The organism is Brachybacterium sp. AOP25-B2-12 (assembly GCF_052378625.1).
GTDB lineage: Bacteria > Actinomycetota > Actinomycetes > Actinomycetales > Dermabacteraceae > Brachybacterium.
Map to the genome: position 1 here is coordinate 13004 of NZ_JBQSXW010000008.1, position 16771 is coordinate 29774.

Sequence of the window (16771 nt, forward strand, 5' to 3'; positions counted from 1 at the left end):
CGTCAGCCGCCGGTGACGACGGTGCCGATGCGCTCCCCGCGCATCGCCCGGGTGATGCTGCCGGGCGCGTCCAGGCCGAACACCATCATCGGCTGGGAGTTGTCCATGCAGAGACTGAAGGCGGTCGCGTCGACCACCCGCAGTCCCTCGCGCAGCGCGTCGGCGTAGGTGACGTGGGCGAGCTTGGTGGCCTCGGGGTCGATGCGGGGGTCGGCGGTGTAGACGCCGTCCACGCCGTTCTTGGCCATGAGCACCTCGTGGCAGCCGATCTCCAGCGCCCGCTGGACGGCGACGGTGTCGGTGGAGAAGTACGGCATCCCGGCGCCGGCGCCGAAGATCACGACGCGGCCCTTCTCGAGGTGGCGGACGGCCCGCAGCGGGAGGTAGGGCTCGGCGACCTGGCCCATGCTGATGGCGGTCTGGACGCGGGTCGAGACGCCCTTCTGCTCGAGGAAGTCCTGGAGCGCGAGGCAGTTCATCACGGTGCCGAGCATGCCCATGTAGTCGGCGCGACGACGGTCCATGCCGCGCTGGGAGAGCTCGGCGCCGCGGAAGAAGTTGCCGCCGCCCACGACGATCGCGCATTCGACGCCCGAGGCGACGCCCTCGGCGATCTCGCCGGCGATCCGGGACACGACGTCGGGGTCGACGCCGACCTTGCCGCCGCCGAACGCCTCTCCCGAGAGCTTCAGCAGGACCCGGCGCCCCTCGGTGCTCTTGGGGAGGACGGGGATCTGCGAGGTGATGCTTGCCTGGGGCATGGGGGTCCTTCCGGGACGGGGCTCGACGGAGATGATACCGATGACCCCTCGCGCCACGGGTGCTGGAGAGGATGCGCGGGAGGTAGGACACAGGGGTGAGACGTGCCGCGGTCGCGCTGCGCCCGGGCATCACGTGGCGGGGCGCCCCTCTGCATCCCTCGGCGTGCGTCGGGTGGGCCGGGACGCGCGAAGGCCCCCTCCTCACGGAGGGGGCCTTCGATGCTCAGGACCGGATCGGTCCCGGACTCTGCGGCGTGATCAGTTGCCGACGCGGAAGCGCACGAACCCGGTGAGGGTGCCGCCCGCCTCCTGGACGATCGCGCCCACGGACTTCTTGGGCTCCTTGGCGAACGGCTGGTCCAGCAGCACGTTCTCCTTGAAGAAGCCGTTGAGGCGCCCCTCGACGATCTTGGGCAGGGCCTTCTCGGGCTTGCCCTCGTTCTTCGCGGTCTCCTCGGCGATGCGGCGCTCGTCGGCGACGATCTCGGCGGGGACCTCCTCGCGCGTGAGGTACTTCGGGGAGAACGCCGCGATGTGCATCGCGACGTCGCGCGCCACGGTCGCACCGGCCTCGTCGCTCGCGACGAGGACGCCGACCTGCGGGGGCAGGTCCTTGTTGGTGCGGTGCATGTACGAGGTGACCTTCTCGCCGGAGGCGCGGCCGATGCGACGGACGAGGATCTTCTCGCCCATGGTCGCGCCGGCGTTGGTCAGGGCCTCGCCGAACGGGGTGCCCGCGAGCTGCTCGGGCTCGGTGGCGCCGCTGGCGACGGCGGCGGCGACGGCCTCGTCGCCCAGGGCCACGAACTTGTCGTTCTTGGCCACGAAGTCGGTCTCGCAGTTGAGCTCGACGAGCGTGCCGGTCTGGCCGCCGTCGGTGTCCCGCACGTCGACGGCCACGAGGCCCTCGGACGCGCTGCGGCCCTCGCGCTTGGCGATGCCCTTGAGGCCCTTGACGCGGATCAGCTCGACGGCCTTGGTCTTGTCGCCCTCGGCCTCGTCGAGAGCCTTCTTGACGTCCAGCATGCCCGCGCCGGTGGACTCGCGGATCTCCTTGATGTCAGCAGCCGTGTAGTTGGCCATGTGGTCCTTCTTCCTGATGGGAGAGGTACGGATACGAAGATGGTGGTGGGGCCGTCCGGGCGCCCGCGGAGGGGCGCCCGGACGGGGACCTCACGCGGAGGGCTCGGTCTGGACCTCGGTCTCGCCGGCGGACGCCTTCGCGTCCTCCTCGGCGTCGACGATGGTCTCGGCCTCGACGTCCGAGGCCTCGGGGGCCGGGACGGTCGGGGTCGCCTCGGCGGCGGCCTGCTCCTGCTGCACCTCGGACTGCTTGAGGAGCTCCTGCTCCCACTCGGCCAGCGGCTCGGCGTCGACGGCCGAGACGTTGCGCTCGCCCTTCTCGGACCGGTCGTGGCGCGCCTGGAGGCCCGCGGCGACGGCGTCGGCCACCACGCGGGTCAGCAGCGTGACGGCGCGGATCGCGTCGTCGTTGCCCGGGATCGGGTAGTTGACCTCGTCGGGATCGCAGTTGGTGTCGAGGATCGCGACGACGGGGATGTTGAGCTTCTGGGCCTCGTCGACCGCGAGGTGCTCCTTGTTGGTGTCCACGATCCAGACCGCGCTGGGGGTGCGGGCCATGTCGCGGATGCCGCCCAGGGTGCGCTCGAGCTTGTCCTTCTCGCGGCGCATGATGAGCAGCTCCTTCTTCGTGAAGCCGGAGCCAGCCACGTCGTCGAAGTCGATCTGCTCGAGCTCTTTGAGGCGGTTCACGCGCGAGGAGACGGTCTGCAGGTTGGTGAGCATGCCGCCGAGCCAGCGCTGGTTCACGTAGGGCATGCCCACGCGGGTGGCCTGCTCGCGGATGGACTCCTGGGCCTGCTTCTTGGTGCCGACGAACAGGATCGAGCCGCCGTGGGCCACGGTCTGCTTGACGAACTCGTACGCCGCATCGATGTAGGTGAGCGTCTGCATCAGGTCGATGACGTAGATGCCGTTGCGCTCGGTGAAGATGTAGCGCTTCATCTTCGGGTTCCAGCGACGGGTCTGGTGACCGAAGTGGACGCCGCTCTCCAGGAGCTGGCGCATGGTGACGACTGCCATGAGGGTCCTCTTTCTCGGGTCCTGGGCTCGCGCGACGCGCCCGCTCGGGCGTCCGCGGTCCTCGCGCAGGACCTGTGTTCTCGGTTGTTCCTCCGACGCCGGACGGCGACGGAGCCTGGTGCCCCCGATCCGACCGCCCGCGTGACGAGCCGGGGCGAAAGCTCCGGGCCGATCACGAGGACCGATGGTGCGAGATGCGCGGTGGGCTCCGGGATCCGTGCCGTCGCGATGCGGGGCCGCCGGGAGGGCCTGCCGCACTCCGAGGAATGCTGCGGGCCGTGCACGGCACCGGGGCGGACCCGATGACGTTCTGAGGCGGTCGTGCGTCGCGGGACAAGGATCCCGGGCTTCCCGTGCGGGGCACGCGAAGTCATCCGGACACACCGGATGCTGACGGCAGTCTATCCGAGGCCGGCGTGCGGGGCATCCCGGAATCGGGGCCGCGGGGTGTGAGGTGCGGCGGAGTGTGAGGTGCGAGAGGGTGTGGCCGGGTGCCGGGGGCAGGCGCCGGGGCTGGGTGCTGGGTGCTGGGTGCTGGGTGCTGGGTGCTGGGTGCTGGGTGCTGGGATGACGCTGCCGGGTTCCCTCCCCAGGTGCCGGTCATCGTCATCTCCGGTTCGGGGGGTGCCGGGCGCGGGGACATCCCGCAGGGTCGGGGCATGACCACCGTCGCACCACCGCACCCGCTCGGGGGTGAGCCGCCCCGCGGGGGCGCGGGCGGCACCTCGTCGCCGCATCGGGCGCGCACCCGGGATGCTCGTGCCGAGGGCGTGTCATGTTCCGCAGAGGGATTCGGCCACGGGGAACGATCTGGACACGGGGAGTCGTCCGATCGCGGGTCGCGGTCCGATCGCGGGGAGCGGTCCGGCCACCGGGAGCTGCCCGGCGACGGGGAAGGGTCCGGTGCCGATCGGCGGTCCCGTGGCTCCTGGCGGCCCGGGGCCCTCGGGCATGTCCTCGTCGTCCTCGTGGTCGCGCTCGGCTCGGTGCTGGGTGCGGGCGGCGTCGAGGCCGCTCCCCCGGCACCCCGCTGGTCGTGGCCGGTGGATCCTCCGTATCGGGTGGTGCGCCCCTTCGAGGCCCCCGCCCACGCGTACGGCCCGGGGCACCGTGGGGTGGATCTCGCAGGCGGCGGCACCCGCGTGCTCGCCGTCGAGGGCGGGGTGGTGCGCTTCGCCGGGCCGGTCGCCGGGCGCGGGGTGGTCTCGGTGCTGCACGCCGACGGGCTCATCTCGACGTACGAGCCGGTCACGGCGACGGTCACGGCCGGTGACGTGGTGTCCACAGGGGCGGTGCTGGGCGAGCTCGTCGGCGCGGGGAGCCATTGCGCCGAGGCGGCATGCCTGCACCTCGGTGCACGTCGCGGCGACGACTACCTCGATCCGATGCTGCTGCTCGGGATGCGCGGGCCGAGCGTGCTGTTGCCCCTCGGAGGTGCCCGAGCGGGCGCTGCTGGCGCGGGCGGCGGCGGGGGCGGTCCGAGCGCGGGGGTCCGAGCGGAACCGGGTGGGGAAGGAGAGGGACCCGGGCCCGTCGCGACGGAGGCCGACGCGCGCGGGCACGCCGAGTCCGTCGCCGCGATCGCCGCGATCGCCGCGGTCGCGGAGATGTTGCGCGCCGTCGAGGGTGTCGAGCGGGGTGGATGACCGGACGGGCCTCTCACGGTGACCCACCGCGGGCGGCGCACGGCGCCCGCACTCGGGACAGCTGGCCCAGGGCTCCGAGCGCGCGGAGGCAGGGGCGGCCGGTGCGCTGGGCACATCCATCGCACCGGGTTCGGGACGCACTCCGGTTTGCGCCGTCCGCCGCCCGCCTTCCGCGTTCTGAGTTCTGCGTTCCGACTTCTGACTTCTGACTTCTGACTTCTGCTTTCCGTGTCCCGTGTCCCGCGTTCCGCGTTCCGCATTCCGACGGATCGTGTCAGGCTCGCCGAGGTCTGCCGTCCCAGGTCAAGCCCGTGGGTGCGCCTGCTCGAAAGTGCTGCGGAGCCGTTCGGCGGAGACGTGCGTGTAGATCTGCGTCGTCGCGAGCGAGGAGTGCCCCAGGTAGTCCTGGACGCTGCGGAGGTCGGCGCCGCCCTCGACGAGGTGTGTCGCCGCGCTGTGGCGCAGGGTGTGCGGGGTGACGTGGCGCGCGATCCCGGCGTCGCGCGCCGAGGCGTCGACGATGTCCCGCACCGCCCGGACCCCGAGACGTCCGCCGCGGGCACCGATGAGCAGTGCACGGCCCGCCTCGGGACGGGCCAGCACGTCACGCCCGGAATCCGTCCAGGCCCGCACGGCACGCAGGGCGGGGATGCCGATGGGGACCACGCGTTCCTTGTCCCCCTTGCCCGTGACCCGCAGGGTCCGCTGCTCGGGATCGATGCTCGTGAGGTCCAGCGCGACCAGCTCCGAGACCCGCAGCCCGCTGGAGTAGAGGATCTCCAGGACCGCGGCGTCCCGCAGGGCGAGAGCGCGGGCGCGACGGTTGCCGGGCTCGTCGACCTCCGCGGTTCCGGTGGTGCTCTGGACCTGTTCGGTTCCCGCGCCCCCCGCGGCGCGCTCGGTCGGAGCATCGACGAGGTGGGCGGTCTGATCGACCGTGAGCACGCCTGGGAGGTGACGCCCGCGCTTCGGGGGACGCAGGCGGCGACCGGCGTCGTGAGGGATCCGCTCGGTCGCGGTCAGCCAGGCCGTGAACGTCCGGGCGGCGGCGGCCGAGCGTGCGAGCGTCGCGGTCCCGGCTCCGCCGTCCGCGCGGGAGGCGAGCCACGATCTCAGTGCCGCGATGTCCAGCTCGGGGAGCTCCAGGCGCTCCGTCGTGCGGAGGTGGAGGAGGAGCGTCGTGGCCTCGCGGACGTAGCCGCTGACGGTGTGCGGGGAGCGGCCGCGTTCGAGGTCCAGGTGCCGGCGGTACTCCTCGATCACGACCTCGTCCCGAGGATCGAGAACCCTCGGGGGCACCGGTGCCGCGCGGCCGCCCGCGCGCTGTGCGGTGCCCCGCGTCGCGCGCTGGCTCCCCCGCTCCGCACGCTCGGCCTCCTGCGTCGTCATGACCTCGAGTCTGCCACTGCGAGCAGGGCATCCCCTCGCCATCCGCGACGACGGCGGGTCCCGGTCAGCGTCGTGCTCGCCGGGTGCCCCAGCCGATCGGAGTCGCTGCCGCACTGCGTCGCGCGCGGTCAGCATTGCTCTCCCGCTGTGCCGCTTCCGGTCAGCGTCGCTCTCGCGCGCGTCCGACACGGTCGCCCATCGTGTGGACGAGACCCAGCAGCTCGAGTCGCGCGATGCCTGCGCGGACGGTGCTCTCCGGGACCGCGCACAGGACCGCGAGGCGCTCCACGTCGATCCCGGAGCGGGGCGGGATCCCGTCGAGGACCCGCCGGTCCGAGGAGCTCAGCAGGTCGAGCTCGTCCTGACGTGCATGCTCGCTCTGCCCCTCCCCTGCTGCCGCGCCGCCTCGCACGAGGTCCAGGACGTGCGTCACCTCCGTGACGAGCACCGCGCCACGGTCGCGGATCAGTCGATGGCACCCCGCAGAGGCCGCCGACGTGATCGGCCCGGGCACGGCACCGACCGGACGCGACAGGTCGTCGGCGTGGCGGGCGGTGGACAGCGCGCCCGAGCGCCAGGACGCCTCGACCACCACGGTGACCTGGGCCAGGGCCGCGATCAGCCGGTTCCTGGCCAGGAATCTCCAGCGGGTGGGAGCTGTCCCCGGTGGGGCCTCCGAGACCAGAGCGTGCCGTGTGCCGATCGCCTCGAGCAGGCGGGTGTTCCCCCGCGGGTACAGCAGGTCCAGCCCACCGGCCAGCACGGCGACGGTCGATCCTGCGCCGGCGGCGAGCGCCCCTCGGTGCGCGGCGGCATCGATGCCGTACGCGCCGCCGGAGACCACGCAGCCTCCCCGGCCCGCGATCCCCGCGGCGAGCGAGCTCGCGGCATCCTCGCCATAGGCCGTCGAGGCACGCGAGCCGACGAAGGCGATGGCCGGAGCCTGGGCGGAGGACCCAGGGAGGCGGCCCGGGCCGGCCACCCACAGGCAGTGCGGGGCGGTCACGCCGAGGTCGGCCATCGAGTCCGGCCACGCCAGGTCCCCCGGGATGAGCACCCGCAGGCCACGGCGTGCGGCCAGGGAGACCACGGCCGGGAGGTCGAGCGCGGCGTGACGCACGCGCCATCGCTCGAGGGCGGCGTCGACGCGTCGGAGGTCCGCGGCGTACGTGCCGCGGCCCGGTGCCCATGGGGACGCCTCATCGGGGATCCCACCGCCCGTGCCGCACCGGGATACCTCGGGGGTCAGCGCTGCGAGGGCCTCCGCAGGTGTGGCCTCCTCGAGCATGGTCAGCGCGCCGACCGGCCCGAGCACCGCCCGTGCCAGCAGAGCGACGGGGTCCTCGGGCTCGGCGACGTGGGACCACACGATGCGTGCGCGGCGCTCCTGCTCCGAGGCGGCGAGGTGCTCCTGCCCCGTGTCTTCTCGATGGTGCTGCGCCCATTCGCCGGCGTGCCGGGTCTGCGGAATCGTGGGGTCGACGGCGCTCATCGGGCACCCCCTCCGCGCAGGGCCAGGGCGTGCCCGATGTGCTCGGCCGACGGCCGATCCGTGGCATCGAGGTCGGCCAGCGTCCAGGCCAGGCGCAGCACGCGGTCGTGACCCCTCAGCGTGAGCCGCCCTGCCTCCACGGCGCGGTCCAGGAGCCGCGCGTCCTCCGCACGAGGTGCGAACTCGCGCCGCAGCAACGGCCCCGGGATCTGGGCGTTCAGGGACCACGGAGCGTCCTGGAACCGGGCGCGCTGGCGGGCCCGGGCCGTCGCGACGCGCGTGGAGACCTCGGCGCTCGACTCCGCGGGGTCACCGTGGGCGTCCCGGTGCACGTCCACCGGGCCGACCGGCACGCGCATGTCGATGCGGTCCAGCACCGGGCCGGACAGGCGCGTCAGGTAGCGGCGTCGGGCCAGGGGGGTGCAGCTGCAGTCGGCACCCGTGCCCCAGGCGTTGCCGCACGGGCAGGGGTTGGCGGCGAGGACCAGCTGGAAGCGCGCGGGGTAGCGGGTGACGCCCCGAGCCCGGTGCAGGGTGATGTCCCCGGACTCGAGGGGTTCGCGGAGCGCTTCGAGCACGCGGGCCGAGAACTCCGGGGCCTCGTCGAGGAACAGCACCCCGCCGTGCGCGCGGGAGATCGCACCGGGCAGGGCGAGGCCCGCTCCCCCGCCGACCACAGAAGCGGGAGTGGCGGTGTGGTGGGGGTTCTCGAACGGCGGTCGCCGCAGCAGACCCTGGGCGGCGTCGAAGCGTCCTGCGACCGAGTGGATGGCGCTGGCCGCCAGGGCGTCCTCGGCGGAGAGGTCGGGCAGGATCGAGGGGATGCGGGTGGCGATCATCGTCTTGCCCGCCCCGGGTGGTCCGGTGAGCAGCAGGTGGTGGCCCCCGGCGGCGGCGACCTCGGCGGCCCTGCGGGCCTGCGCCTGGCCGATCACGTCCGCGAAGTCGATGCGGACAGGCCTCGAAACGACCGGCGGGCCCGAGGGCCGGGTGCGCTCGGGGCTCGGGCCGGTGGGGTCGGGCAGCTCCAGGCGGAGTCGGGCCTGGCCACCGTGGTGCCGGACCACCTCGGCGAGGTCCTCGGCGACGAGCACCTCGATCCCCGGGACCAGGCGGGCCTCGTCCGCATTGGCTCCCGGCACCACCGCGCGCTCGTGCCCGGCGTCCCGAGCGGCCAGGAGCGCAGGCAGGATCCCCGGCACCGGCCGGAGCCTGCCGTCCAGCCCCAGCTCCCCGAGATGGATCACCCGCGCCACCTGCTCCGTCCGCACCACCTCGTGCGCCGCGAGCACGGCCACAGCGATCGCCAGATCGAAGCCCGACCCGGACTTGGGCAGGTAGGCAGGAACCAGGTTCACCGTGATCCGGCGCGCCGCGACCGGGCTGCCGATCCGCCCGCACGCCGTGCGCACCCGCTCTCGGGCCTGCAGCATCGAGGAATCCGGGAGACCGACGACGGTGAAGCTTGGCAACCCCGCCGAGACGTCCGCCTCGACCTCGACCGCCGTGCCCTGCAGACCCGTCAGCGCGACCGACAGCGTCCGCCCCAGGCTCATGACCCCACCCCGACGACGTGCTCGATCTCGGGCGGGAGGTCATCGGCGACCATCACCGCGAGGACGTCGACCCGGAGATCGCGGTGGGGCGGCGAGTGCTCCATCAGGTAGTACCCGGCGAGGTGGCGGATGCGCCGCAGCTTGCGCTGGTCGACGGCCGCCTGCGGGACCCCCGACAAGATGGTGCGGCGCGTCTTGACCTCGACGAACACGAGGGTCGAGCCGTCCAGGGCGATGATGTCCAGCTCGCCGCGGGCCACCCGGAAGTTCCGCTGCAGGATGTACCAGCCCCGCGCCGCGAGATGCGCCGCCGCGATGTCCTCGCCCAGCCGCCCGATCTGCGGACGCGACATCGCGCGGATCGTCGGGGGCTCCGCAGCACGCGCACGTGATGTCGAGGGTGCCGGAGCGGGACCGGGGGTGGCGGTGGGGTTCATGCGCCCACTGTGCGGGGCAGCAGCCACGGCGCGCTCGGGCGCACCCGCCGTTGTGTACGAAGGCGCTGTGGGGAGGAGAGGCTGTCGACGGCGCTGTGGGGTGGAACGGGTGGTGGCCCGTGCCGCGGCCAGCGGAGGCGCTGTCCGGCGCTGCAGGGATGGGGCGCGCCGGACCGCCTCGCACGACGTCTCTCCCGGACGTCCGCGGAGGAGCCCAGGGGGAAGCTCGTCGGAGGACGCACAGCAGGCGCCCCCTCACCCCACCTCTCAGGGCAGCGCGATGTCCGGCTTCGCGAGCTCCTCGACGTTGACGTCCTTGAAGGTCACCACGCGCACCGAGCGCACGAAGCGGCTCGAGCGGTACACGTCCCACACCCAGGCGTCGGCGAGCGTCAGCTCGTAGAACACCTCGCCGCCGGCGCTGCGGACCTGCAGGTCCACCTGGTTGGCGAGGTAGAACCGGCGCTCGGTCTCGACGACGTAGGTGAACAGGCCCACCACGTCGCGGTACTCGCGGTAGAGCTGCAGCTCCATGTCGGACTCGTAGTTCTCGAGATCCTGCGTGCTCACCGTGGGTCCTCCTGCTGGCCGTCGACGATCCGGTCGTGCCGGCCGGTCATGTCGTCCGTCCACAGTACGTCAGCGCCCTCGTCCGCGGACGGCCCCGCGGCCGCCGTCACCGAGGTCACCCCCGCATCGGACGTCCCGCCCGCGCCGGGCGTCGCCTCGACCGCCGCGGTCACCGTCGCCTCGGGCGGCGTCACCGCGCCGGGCGCCGGGACGGCACCTCCCGCGGTGCCCGGAGTGCCGAGGTTCCAGGACCGTCGGTGCTCGCTGTGGGCCCCGACCCGCGCGAGGGCATCACGATGCGCGGCGGCGCCGTAGCCCTTGTTCGAGGCCCAGCCGTACACGGGGGCCTCATCCGCGAGCGCCACCATGTGGGCATCGCGGGCGACCTTGGCCAGGACGCTCGCGGCGGCGACGGACACGCAGTCGCGATCGGCGCCCACGCGGAGGGTCACCGCCGGGACCCCGCCGTCCGCACCCGGCATCAGGTGGGCGCCGAGGACGTCCACGTTCCCGTCCAGCAGGACCGCGTCCACCGGGACCTCGAGCGCATCCACGGCCCGGACAGCGGCGAGCGTGAGCGCCGCGAGGATGCCGTGGGCGTCGATCTCGGCGGCCGAGGCCCAGCCGAGCGCGGTTCCGGGCGCCGCCTCCCGGATCGGGTCCACGAGGGCCTCGCGACGGCGCGCGGTGAGGGCCTTGGAGTCGCGGACTCCCTCGGGCAGCGGCGTGGTCACCCGGCCGTCCTCGATGCGCAGCGCGCAGGCGCCGACCACGACGGGCCCGGCGATGGCGCCGCGACCGACCTCGTCGATGCCGACGACGGTCGCGCTCCCGCCGAGGGCCGCCGCAATCGCGCGCTCGGCCTCGGCGGTCGGGATCGGGCGTGCGGAGGCCCCGGCCCTGCGGGGTGTCACGGAGCGGCGATCAGGACGGGTCGGGGACGTCGGCGAAGGCCTTCTCGCCGTCGTCCAGGACGGTCCAGCGGGAGGCGGGCCACATGATGACCTCGGCCTTGCCGGTGATCTTGGATTCCGGCACGTACGGGGAGTGATCCTTGACCGTGTAGTGGTTGGCGCTGTCGGCGGAGGCCTCGCGGTTGTCTCCCATCACCCACACGTTCCCGGCCGGCACGGTGATGTCGAAGGCAGCCTGGCAGGGGGTTGCCCCCTGGTTGATGTAGGGCTCGTCGATCGTGACGCCGTTGACCTGCAGGTCACCGCCCTGCTGGGCGCAGACCACATGGTCCCCCGGCATGCCGATGAGCCGCTTGACGAGGTGGTCCTGGGCGGGATCCGGCGCCAGGCCCACGTAGCTGAGGACCTTGAGCACCTGGTAGCGGGCGCCCTGACGGGTATCGCCCGCGTCGACCCAGTTGTCCGGGTCCTCGAAGACGATGACGTCGCCGCGATGCAGGTCGAAGACCCCCGGCGTCAGCTTGGAGACGAGGATCTTGTCGTCGATCTCCAGGGTCGGGACCATCGATTCCGAGGGGATGAAGAACGGCTGGATGAGGAACGTCTTGACCAGCACGGCGATCACGAGCGCGACCACCATGGTCACGACGTAGTCGAGCCAGCCGCCGCCGCGGGACCGCCGCCGCCGGGCGCGCCGCCCCTCGACGGGCGCGGGAGCCACCGCGTCGCCCTCGGGCGAGTCGGGGGGCAGGTCCTCGGCAGGCGCAGTCTCGTTCATCACGGCGATCCTAGCCGCGGGACATCTCCGGCGCGTGCGAGCGGCCACACGATGCGGCGGACCTCACCGACGACCCGATCGGTCGGGATCATCCCGCCGCCCGGCGAGCCCAGGTGGTCGCGGGAGTCCGCGGAGTCCCCGCGGTCGTCCCCCAGGACGAACATCGCGCCCTCGGGCACCTGCACGTCGAAGGGCACGTCGCTCGGCGCGACACCCGCAGCCAGGTAGGGCTCCTCCAGCGGCTCGCCGTCGATCGTGATGCGCCCGGCGTCGTCGCAGCAGCGCACGCGGTCCCCGCCCACGCCGATCACGCGCTTGACCCAGTAGCGGCGCCCGTCCTCGCTCGGCGCGAAGTACCCGGTGCCGTCGAAGACGACGATCTCGCCGCGGTGCGCCTCCTGGCGCTGCTGGCGGTCCACGAGCAGCACGTCGCCGTCCTCCAGGACCGGCCGCATCGACCCGCTGGGCACCCAGAACGTCTGGACGGCGTAGTGGCGCACGAGCAGGGCCCCGACGAGGAGGGCGACGAGCACGACGGCGGCGACCCCCAGCAGGGGTCGCCGCCGTCGTGGTGGCGTGTCCGTCACGGTCGCGACGCGGTGAGCGCGCGAACGGTGAGGATCAGCGCTTCTCCTTGATGCGGGCCTTCTTGCCCGTCAGGTTGCGCAGGTAGTACAGCTTGGCGCGGCGCACGTCGCCACGGGTGACGACCTCGATCTTGTCGATCGTCGGGGCGTGCACGGGGAACACGCGCTCCACGCCGACGCCGAAGGAGATCTTGCGGACGCGGAACGTCTCGCGGATCCCGTCGCCCTGACGGGCGATCACGTAGCCCTGGAAGACCTGGACGCGCGAGCGGTTGCCCTCGACGACCTTCACGTGGACCTTCACGTTGTCGCCGGGACGGAAGTCGGGGACGTCGTCGCGCTGCTGCGCCTTGTCGAGCTCGTCGAGCTTCTGCATGTCTCTTCTCCAGCCCTCCGCCTCGGGACGGACAGCGTGTTCGTGGGGGCGATGCGACGCAGGTCGCGACCGCCCGTGATGAACCGTCGATCCGGCGATCCCGACCGCGGACGGACGAGGATCGTGCCGGTGTGCTGAGCCTCTGGCCGCGATTCCCATCGCGACGGATCTGCCCGGCCGCGTCGTCCGCGCTCCCCCCGAGGCAGGGGCGCGTGCGGCGTGCACGAGGAGTCATTCTGCCAGCACCCGGGCGCCCCGGCAAGGCCGCGGCCGCGCGATCGTGCTGGTCAGCGGCCGTGCCCGGTGTCGGGTGCGTCACCTGCCGCAGGGGCCTCCCGCCGTGCGAGGAGGTCGGGGCGACGCTCGGCGGTGCGCTCCCGGGACCGCTCCGCGCGCCAGGCGGCGATCTTCCCGTGGTCCCCGGACAGCAGGATGGCCGGGGCCTCCCGCACCGCGCCGGCCGGGTCCGTCCAGGTGGCGGGGCGGGTGTACAGCGGGTACTCGAGCAGCCCGTCGGAATGGGACTCCTCGACGAGGGACGCGGCATTGCCCACGACGCCCGGGACCAGGCGCACGACGGCCTCGGTGATCGCGAGGACCGCGACCTCGCCGCCGTTGAGCACGTAGTCGCCGAGGGACGCCAGGGCCACCTCGAGCCCGGCGTCGGCGAGGTGCTCGTAGACCCGTTCGTCGATCCCCTCGTAGCGCCCGCACGCCAGCACCAGCCACGGCCGCTCGGACCAGGCCTGCGCCGTGGCCTGGGCGAAGGGGGCGCCCGCGGGGTTGGGGAAGACGACCAGGGGTTCGGCATCCCCGCCGAGCTCGGCGCGCCCCGCGGCGACGACCGACGCGAAGGCCTCCGCCCAGGGCTCGGGCTTCATGACCATCCCGGCGCCGCCGCCCAAGGGGGTGTCGTCCACCGTCCGGTGGCGGTCGTGGGTGAAGTCCCGCAGGTCGTGGACCCGCAGATCCAGCAGCCCGTCGCGTCGGGCCCGGCCGATGAGGGACAGGTCCAGCGGCGCGAGGTAATCCGGGAAGATCGTGAGGACGTCGAGGCGCACGGCTCAGGCCGTTCCGGTCCGAGGGTCGGTGGCGACGGTTTCGGCGTCCGTGCCGTTGTCGTCGTCCTCGGCCGGACCGAACAGCCCACCGGGCGGATCGGCGAGGACGACCTTCTGCTCGAGGTCGATCTCGGGGACCAGCTGCTCGACGAACGGCAGCATCACGCGGCGGCCGTCGGCGGTGCGGACGATGAGGAGGTCCTGGGCCGGCCGCACCTCGAGGTCCGCGACGGTGCCCAGCTCGGTGCCGTCGACGTGGCGCACCGCCAGACCCACGAGGTCCTCGGGGTACCAGCCCTCGGGGTCCTCCCGGGCCTCGTCCTCGGTGTCGATCTCGAGGTGCAGCTCGATGCCCCGCAGCTCCTCGGCACCGGTCCGGTCCCCCACCTCGGCGAAGCGCACGTACCAGCGGTCCTGCTGGTCGCGGGTCCCCGCGACGGTGAGCGTGCGCACCCCCGCGCGGAACTCCGTGCCGGGCGCGAGGCGCTCGACGGGCTGATCCGTGCGCAGGTTCAGGGCGACCTCGCCCCGCAGCCCGTGCGCCTTGCCGATGGTCGCGATGACCACGTCCCGCAGCGTCATGCCGTCACATCCTGTTCGTCGTGGCCCCGGGCGACGGCGCGTGCGGCGCCCGGGGTGGCTCGTCGTCCCTGCACGCCGTGAGGGGCGGCACCGGGAGCCGGTGCCGCCCCTCACGGACGCGATGATGCTGACGTGGTCCTCAGCGACGGTCGACGTCGACGATGTCGACGCGGACCGCGTCCTCGGACAGCGCCGAGGTGACCGTGCGCAGGGCTCGGGCGGTGCGGCCGCTGCGGCCGATCACGCGCCCCAGGTCCTCCGTGCCGACGCGGACCTCGAGCAGCGGGCCGCGGCGCGTCGACTTCTCGGTGACGCGGACGTCATCGGGGCTGTCGACGATCCCGCGCACCAGGTGCTCGAGCGCTTCGGCGCGTGCGCTCATGTCAGGCCTCGTCGGAGGTCGCCTCGGCGGCCTCCTCCGTGGTCTCGCCCTCGGCGGGCTCCTCCTCGGCGCCCGGCTCGGCGGCGGGCTCCGCGGCCTTCTCCTTGGCCTTGGCGGCCTTGTCGCGGGACTCCTTGGCGGCCTTGTCGGCGGCGGCGATCGCGTCGTCCGCGGAGACCTTGGACTCGGCGGTGCGCAGGGTGCCGGCAGTGTCGCCCTCACCGGTGTGCGCGGCCCAGTCGCCGGTGATCTTGAGGATCGCGGTGACCTGCTCGGTGGGCTGTGCGCCCACGCCGAGCCAGTAGCGGGCGCGCTCGGAGTCGACCTCGATGAACGAGGGCTCCTCGGTGGGGTGGTACTTGCCGATCTCCTCGATCACGGCACCGTCGCGCTTCTTGCGCGAATCGGCCACGACGATGCGGTAGAACGGTGCACGGATCTTGCCCATGCGCTTGAGACGGATCTTGACGGCCACGAGAGTGACGCTCCTTCGGGATGATCGGGTGAGGCGGACGCTGCCTGTGGGGTGATGCGGGCGCGGACCGGACTCGGGTGGACGCGTCCGGGCGGGTAGAGGGCCGACTCCGACGCATACAGCGGACCAGTATGCCAGCGGCAGGGCAGGCGTGCCAGGTGCCCGGGCACGGCGCAGGTGCGATGTGCCCGGGCCCACAGCCGATCGGGGCCGCGCGTCCGGCGGGCGCCCGCCTCAGCCGAACAGCCCCGAGACCACGCCGTACAGCTCGTTGGCGCCGAGGGCCACGAAGATCAGCGCGACGATCCCGAGGATCCCGTTGAGCACCCAGCCGTTGCGCCACCGTGGCGGCACGTGCCGGGAGTTCAGCAGGAACAGCAGGGTCAGCGCCAGGAACGGCATGAAGAACGCCCCGAGCACGCCGTAGGCGATGATGATCTCGACCGGGCGCCCCAGGAGCAGCAGCAGGATCGGCGGGAAGGTCAGCCACAGGATGTAGAAGCGGAAGTAGCGACCGCCGATCCGGCGACGGGGGTCCCCCTCGGGGACCTTGCGCACGCTGCCCCAGAAGTCCGCGAACATGATCGAGACGCCGTTCCACACACCGAGGACCGACGAGAACGACGAGGCCCAGAAGCCGATGAGGAACACCCAGCTCATGAGCCTGCCGTAGCGCTCCTCGAGAACGCCCGCGAGGTCCACGAGGCCCCGGTCCCCCTGTTCCACGGCGATCCCGGCGCTGTACAGCAGCTCCGCCCCGACGACGAGCATCGCGACGACGAAGATCCCGGAGATGACGTACGCCATCGTGTTGTCGATGCGCATCACCCTCATCCACGTCGGTGTGGACCAGCCCTTCTCGGCCAGCCAGTACCCGTAGGCGGCGAGGGTGATCGTGCCGCCCACGCCGCCGGCGATGCTCAGGGTGTACATGAGGCCGCCCTCGGGAATCCGCGGGATCAGCCCGGTGGCGATGTCGGCGAGGTGGGGAAGGGTGACGACGGCGGCGCCGACGACCGTCACGAACATGATGCCCACGAACACTGCGATGAGCTTCTCGAGTCGGCGGTAGTGGCCCAGCCACACGAGCGCCGCGCCCAGCAGCCCGGAGGCGATGGCGTAGGCGATGAAGGGGATCCCGGCGACCGCGGGGATGTCCTCGAGCACGGGCAGCTGCGGGACCAGGGCGATCAGCGGCAGCGCCGAGGCCGACATCGCGGTGGCCCCGTACATGAAGCCCCAGAGCATGATGTAGGGGCCGAAGTACCAGGTGGTCCAGCGGCCCAGCCGCTTCCAGCCCTCGAAGATGGTGTGGCCCGTCGCGAGGGTCCAGCGCCCGGCGCCCTCGACGAGGAAGATCTTGATGATGACGCCCGCGACGGCGGCCCACAGCAGCGTGTAGCCGAAGCGGGACCCTGCCACGAGGGTGGCGACGAGGTCACCGGCGCCGATGCCGGTGGCCGCGACGACGAGTCCGGGGCCGATGAGCTTCCAGCGGGGCGGGGCGTGCGCCTCCGCGGAGGGTGGGGCGTGCGCCGTGGATCCTCCGGGCTCGCCCGCCCCCGTCGGGGCGTCGTGCGCGCTGGGGTCGGGCCGGGGGCCCCGGGCTCCGTCGTCCGGTCTCCTGGTGTCGCCCATGCACCGATGCTACGAGAATCCCTG

General features: G+C 73.0%; 18 protein-coding genes. 1 reads left to right on the forward strand and 17 read right to left on the reverse strand.

What is annotated here, in order from left to right; genetic code table 11:
* Positions 1-2: 2 nt before the first annotated feature.
* The 3 genes from pyrH to rpsB all read right to left on the reverse strand — a co-directional run bounded on the left by pyrH (position 3) and on the right by rpsB (position 2864).
* Entirely contained in the window at positions 3-761 is a 759-nt protein-coding gene (gene pyrH, locus ACT3TZ_RS07550) for a UMP kinase (protein WP_444582788.1), read from the reverse strand.
* A 258-nt stretch (positions 762-1019) separates the two neighbouring features.
* Positions 1020-1844 (reverse strand): translation elongation factor Ts, encoded by an 825-nt coding sequence (tsf, locus tag ACT3TZ_RS07555; protein ID WP_444582789.1) that lies wholly within the window; start codon positions 1842-1844, stop codon positions 1020-1022.
* Between the two features lie 90 nt (positions 1845-1934).
* On the reverse strand, positions 1935-2864 hold the full coding sequence (rpsB, locus tag ACT3TZ_RS07560) for a 30S ribosomal protein S2 (protein ID WP_444582790.1): 930 nt from the start codon (positions 2862-2864) through the stop codon (positions 1935-1937).
* A 968-nt stretch (positions 2865-3832) separates the two neighbouring features.
* Here rpsB and ACT3TZ_RS07565 point away from each other — a divergent pair.
* On the forward strand, positions 3833-4510 hold the full coding sequence (locus tag ACT3TZ_RS07565; protein ID WP_444582791.1) for a murein hydrolase activator EnvC family protein: 678 nt from the start codon (positions 3833-3835) through the stop codon (positions 4508-4510).
* Positions 4511-4813: 303 nt separating this feature from the next.
* Here ACT3TZ_RS07565 and ACT3TZ_RS07570 read toward each other — a convergent pair whose 3' ends face one another.
* The 14 genes from ACT3TZ_RS07570 to ACT3TZ_RS07635 all read right to left on the reverse strand — a co-directional run bounded on the left by ACT3TZ_RS07570 (position 4814) and on the right by ACT3TZ_RS07635 (position 16747).
* Positions 4814-5899, reverse strand: coding sequence for a tyrosine-type recombinase/integrase (locus ACT3TZ_RS07570; RefSeq protein WP_444582792.1), 1086 nt, complete (start codon positions 5897-5899; stop codon positions 4814-4816).
* A 160-nt stretch (positions 5900-6059) separates the two neighbouring features.
* Positions 6060-7391 (reverse strand): DNA-processing protein DprA, encoded by a 1332-nt coding sequence (gene dprA / locus ACT3TZ_RS07575; protein ID WP_444582793.1) that lies wholly within the window; start codon positions 7389-7391, stop codon positions 6060-6062.
* Positions 7388-8947: a YifB family Mg chelatase-like AAA ATPase gene (locus tag ACT3TZ_RS07580; protein ID WP_444582794.1), complete on the reverse strand. Its 1560-nt coding sequence runs from the start codon at positions 8945-8947 to the stop codon at positions 7388-7390. Before ACT3TZ_RS07580 ends, dprA begins: the two co-directional genes overlap by 4 nt.
* The gene (locus ACT3TZ_RS07585) at positions 8944-9300 is read right to left on the reverse strand and encodes a YraN family protein (RefSeq protein WP_444582795.1); all 357 of its coding nucleotides are present in this window, start codon (positions 9298-9300) and stop codon (positions 8944-8946) included. Before ACT3TZ_RS07585 ends, ACT3TZ_RS07580 begins: the two co-directional genes overlap by 4 nt.
* A gap of 351 nt (positions 9301-9651) precedes the next feature.
* Positions 9652-9954 carry a DUF2469 domain-containing protein gene (locus ACT3TZ_RS07590; RefSeq protein WP_444582796.1) on the reverse strand — a complete coding sequence of 101 codons (303 nt, stop codon included), beginning with the start codon at positions 9952-9954 and terminating at the stop codon, positions 9652-9654.
* A complete protein-coding gene (locus tag ACT3TZ_RS07595) occupies positions 9951-10868 on the reverse strand; it encodes a ribonuclease HII (protein ID WP_444582797.1) in 918 nt (305 codons plus the stop codon). Before ACT3TZ_RS07595 ends, ACT3TZ_RS07590 begins: the two co-directional genes overlap by 4 nt.
* A gap of 10 nt (positions 10869-10878) precedes the next feature.
* Positions 10879-11646, reverse strand: a complete 768-nt coding sequence (gene lepB, locus ACT3TZ_RS07600) for a signal peptidase I (protein WP_444582798.1) — start codon at positions 11644-11646, stop codon at positions 10879-10881.
* Positions 11646-12233, reverse strand: coding sequence for a signal peptidase I (gene lepB, locus ACT3TZ_RS07605; protein WP_444582799.1), 588 nt, complete (start codon positions 12231-12233; stop codon positions 11646-11648). The genes lepB (ACT3TZ_RS07600) and lepB (ACT3TZ_RS07605) overlap by 1 nt, the downstream gene beginning before the upstream one ends.
* A gap of 34 nt (positions 12234-12267) precedes the next feature.
* Complete coding sequence (gene rplS, locus ACT3TZ_RS07610) at positions 12268-12609, reverse strand: 50S ribosomal protein L19 (RefSeq protein WP_444582800.1); 342 nt, start codon at positions 12607-12609, stop codon at positions 12268-12270.
* A gap of 287 nt (positions 12610-12896) precedes the next feature.
* The gene (gene trmD, locus ACT3TZ_RS07615; RefSeq protein ID WP_444582801.1) at positions 12897-13670 is read right to left on the reverse strand and encodes a tRNA (guanosine(37)-N1)-methyltransferase TrmD; all 774 of its coding nucleotides are present in this window, start codon (positions 13668-13670) and stop codon (positions 12897-12899) included.
* Positions 13671-13673: 3 nt separating this feature from the next.
* Positions 13674-14252, reverse strand: a complete 579-nt coding sequence (gene rimM, locus ACT3TZ_RS07620) for a ribosome maturation factor RimM (protein ID WP_444582802.1) — start codon at positions 14250-14252, stop codon at positions 13674-13676.
* A 139-nt stretch (positions 14253-14391) separates the two neighbouring features.
* On the reverse strand, positions 14392-14634 hold the full coding sequence (locus ACT3TZ_RS07625; protein ID WP_444582803.1) for an RNA-binding protein: 243 nt from the start codon (positions 14632-14634) through the stop codon (positions 14392-14394).
* A 1-nt stretch (position 14635) separates the two neighbouring features.
* Complete coding sequence (gene rpsP / locus ACT3TZ_RS07630) at positions 14636-15109, reverse strand: 30S ribosomal protein S16 (protein WP_444582804.1); 474 nt, start codon at positions 15107-15109, stop codon at positions 14636-14638.
* A gap of 234 nt (positions 15110-15343) precedes the next feature.
* The gene (locus ACT3TZ_RS07635; protein ID WP_444582805.1) at positions 15344-16747 is read right to left on the reverse strand and encodes an Nramp family divalent metal transporter; all 1404 of its coding nucleotides are present in this window, start codon (positions 16745-16747) and stop codon (positions 15344-15346) included.
* Between the last annotated feature and the right edge of the window lie 24 nt (positions 16748-16771).

What these genes read in the sequence shown, in the direction of transcription:
- pyrH (WP_444582788.1), bottom strand. Translation starts at nt 761, where the DNA reads ATGCCCCAGGCAAGCATCACCTCGCAGATCCCCGTCCTCCCCAAGAGC.
- ACT3TZ_RS07585 (WP_444582795.1), bottom strand. Translation starts at nt 9,300, where the DNA reads ATGTCGCGTCCGCAGATCGGGCGGCTGGGCGAGGACATCGCGGCGGCG.
- tsf (WP_444582789.1), bottom strand. Translation starts at nt 1,844, where the DNA reads ATGGCCAACTACACGGCTGCTGACATCAAGGAGATCCGCGAGTCCACC.
- ACT3TZ_RS07580 (WP_444582794.1), bottom strand. Translation starts at nt 8,947, where the DNA reads ATGAGCCTGGGGCGGACGCTGTCGGTCGCGCTGACGGGTCTGCAGGGC.
- rimM (WP_444582802.1), bottom strand. Translation starts at nt 14,252, where the DNA reads ATGACGCTGCGGGACGTGGTCATCGCGACCATCGGCAAGGCGCACGGG.
- lepB (WP_444582798.1), bottom strand. Translation starts at nt 11,646, where the DNA reads ATGAACGAGACTGCGCCTGCCGAGGACCTGCCCCCCGACTCGCCCGAG.
- rpsB (WP_444582790.1), bottom strand. Translation starts at nt 2,864, where the DNA reads ATGGCAGTCGTCACCATGCGCCAGCTCCTGGAGAGCGGCGTCCACTTC.
- dprA (WP_444582793.1), bottom strand. Translation starts at nt 7,391, where the DNA reads ATGAGCGCCGTCGACCCCACGATTCCGCAGACCCGGCACGCCGGCGAA.
- ACT3TZ_RS07570 (WP_444582792.1), bottom strand. Translation starts at nt 5,899, where the DNA reads ATGACGACGCAGGAGGCCGAGCGTGCGGAGCGGGGGAGCCAGCGCGCG.
- ACT3TZ_RS07625 (WP_444582803.1), bottom strand. Translation starts at nt 14,634, where the DNA reads ATGAGCGCACGCGCCGAAGCGCTCGAGCACCTGGTGCGCGGGATCGTC.
- rplS (WP_444582800.1), bottom strand. Translation starts at nt 12,609, where the DNA reads ATGCAGAAGCTCGACGAGCTCGACAAGGCGCAGCAGCGCGACGACGTC.
- ACT3TZ_RS07635 (WP_444582805.1), bottom strand. Translation starts at nt 16,747, where the DNA reads ATGGGCGACACCAGGAGACCGGACGACGGAGCCCGGGGCCCCCGGCCC.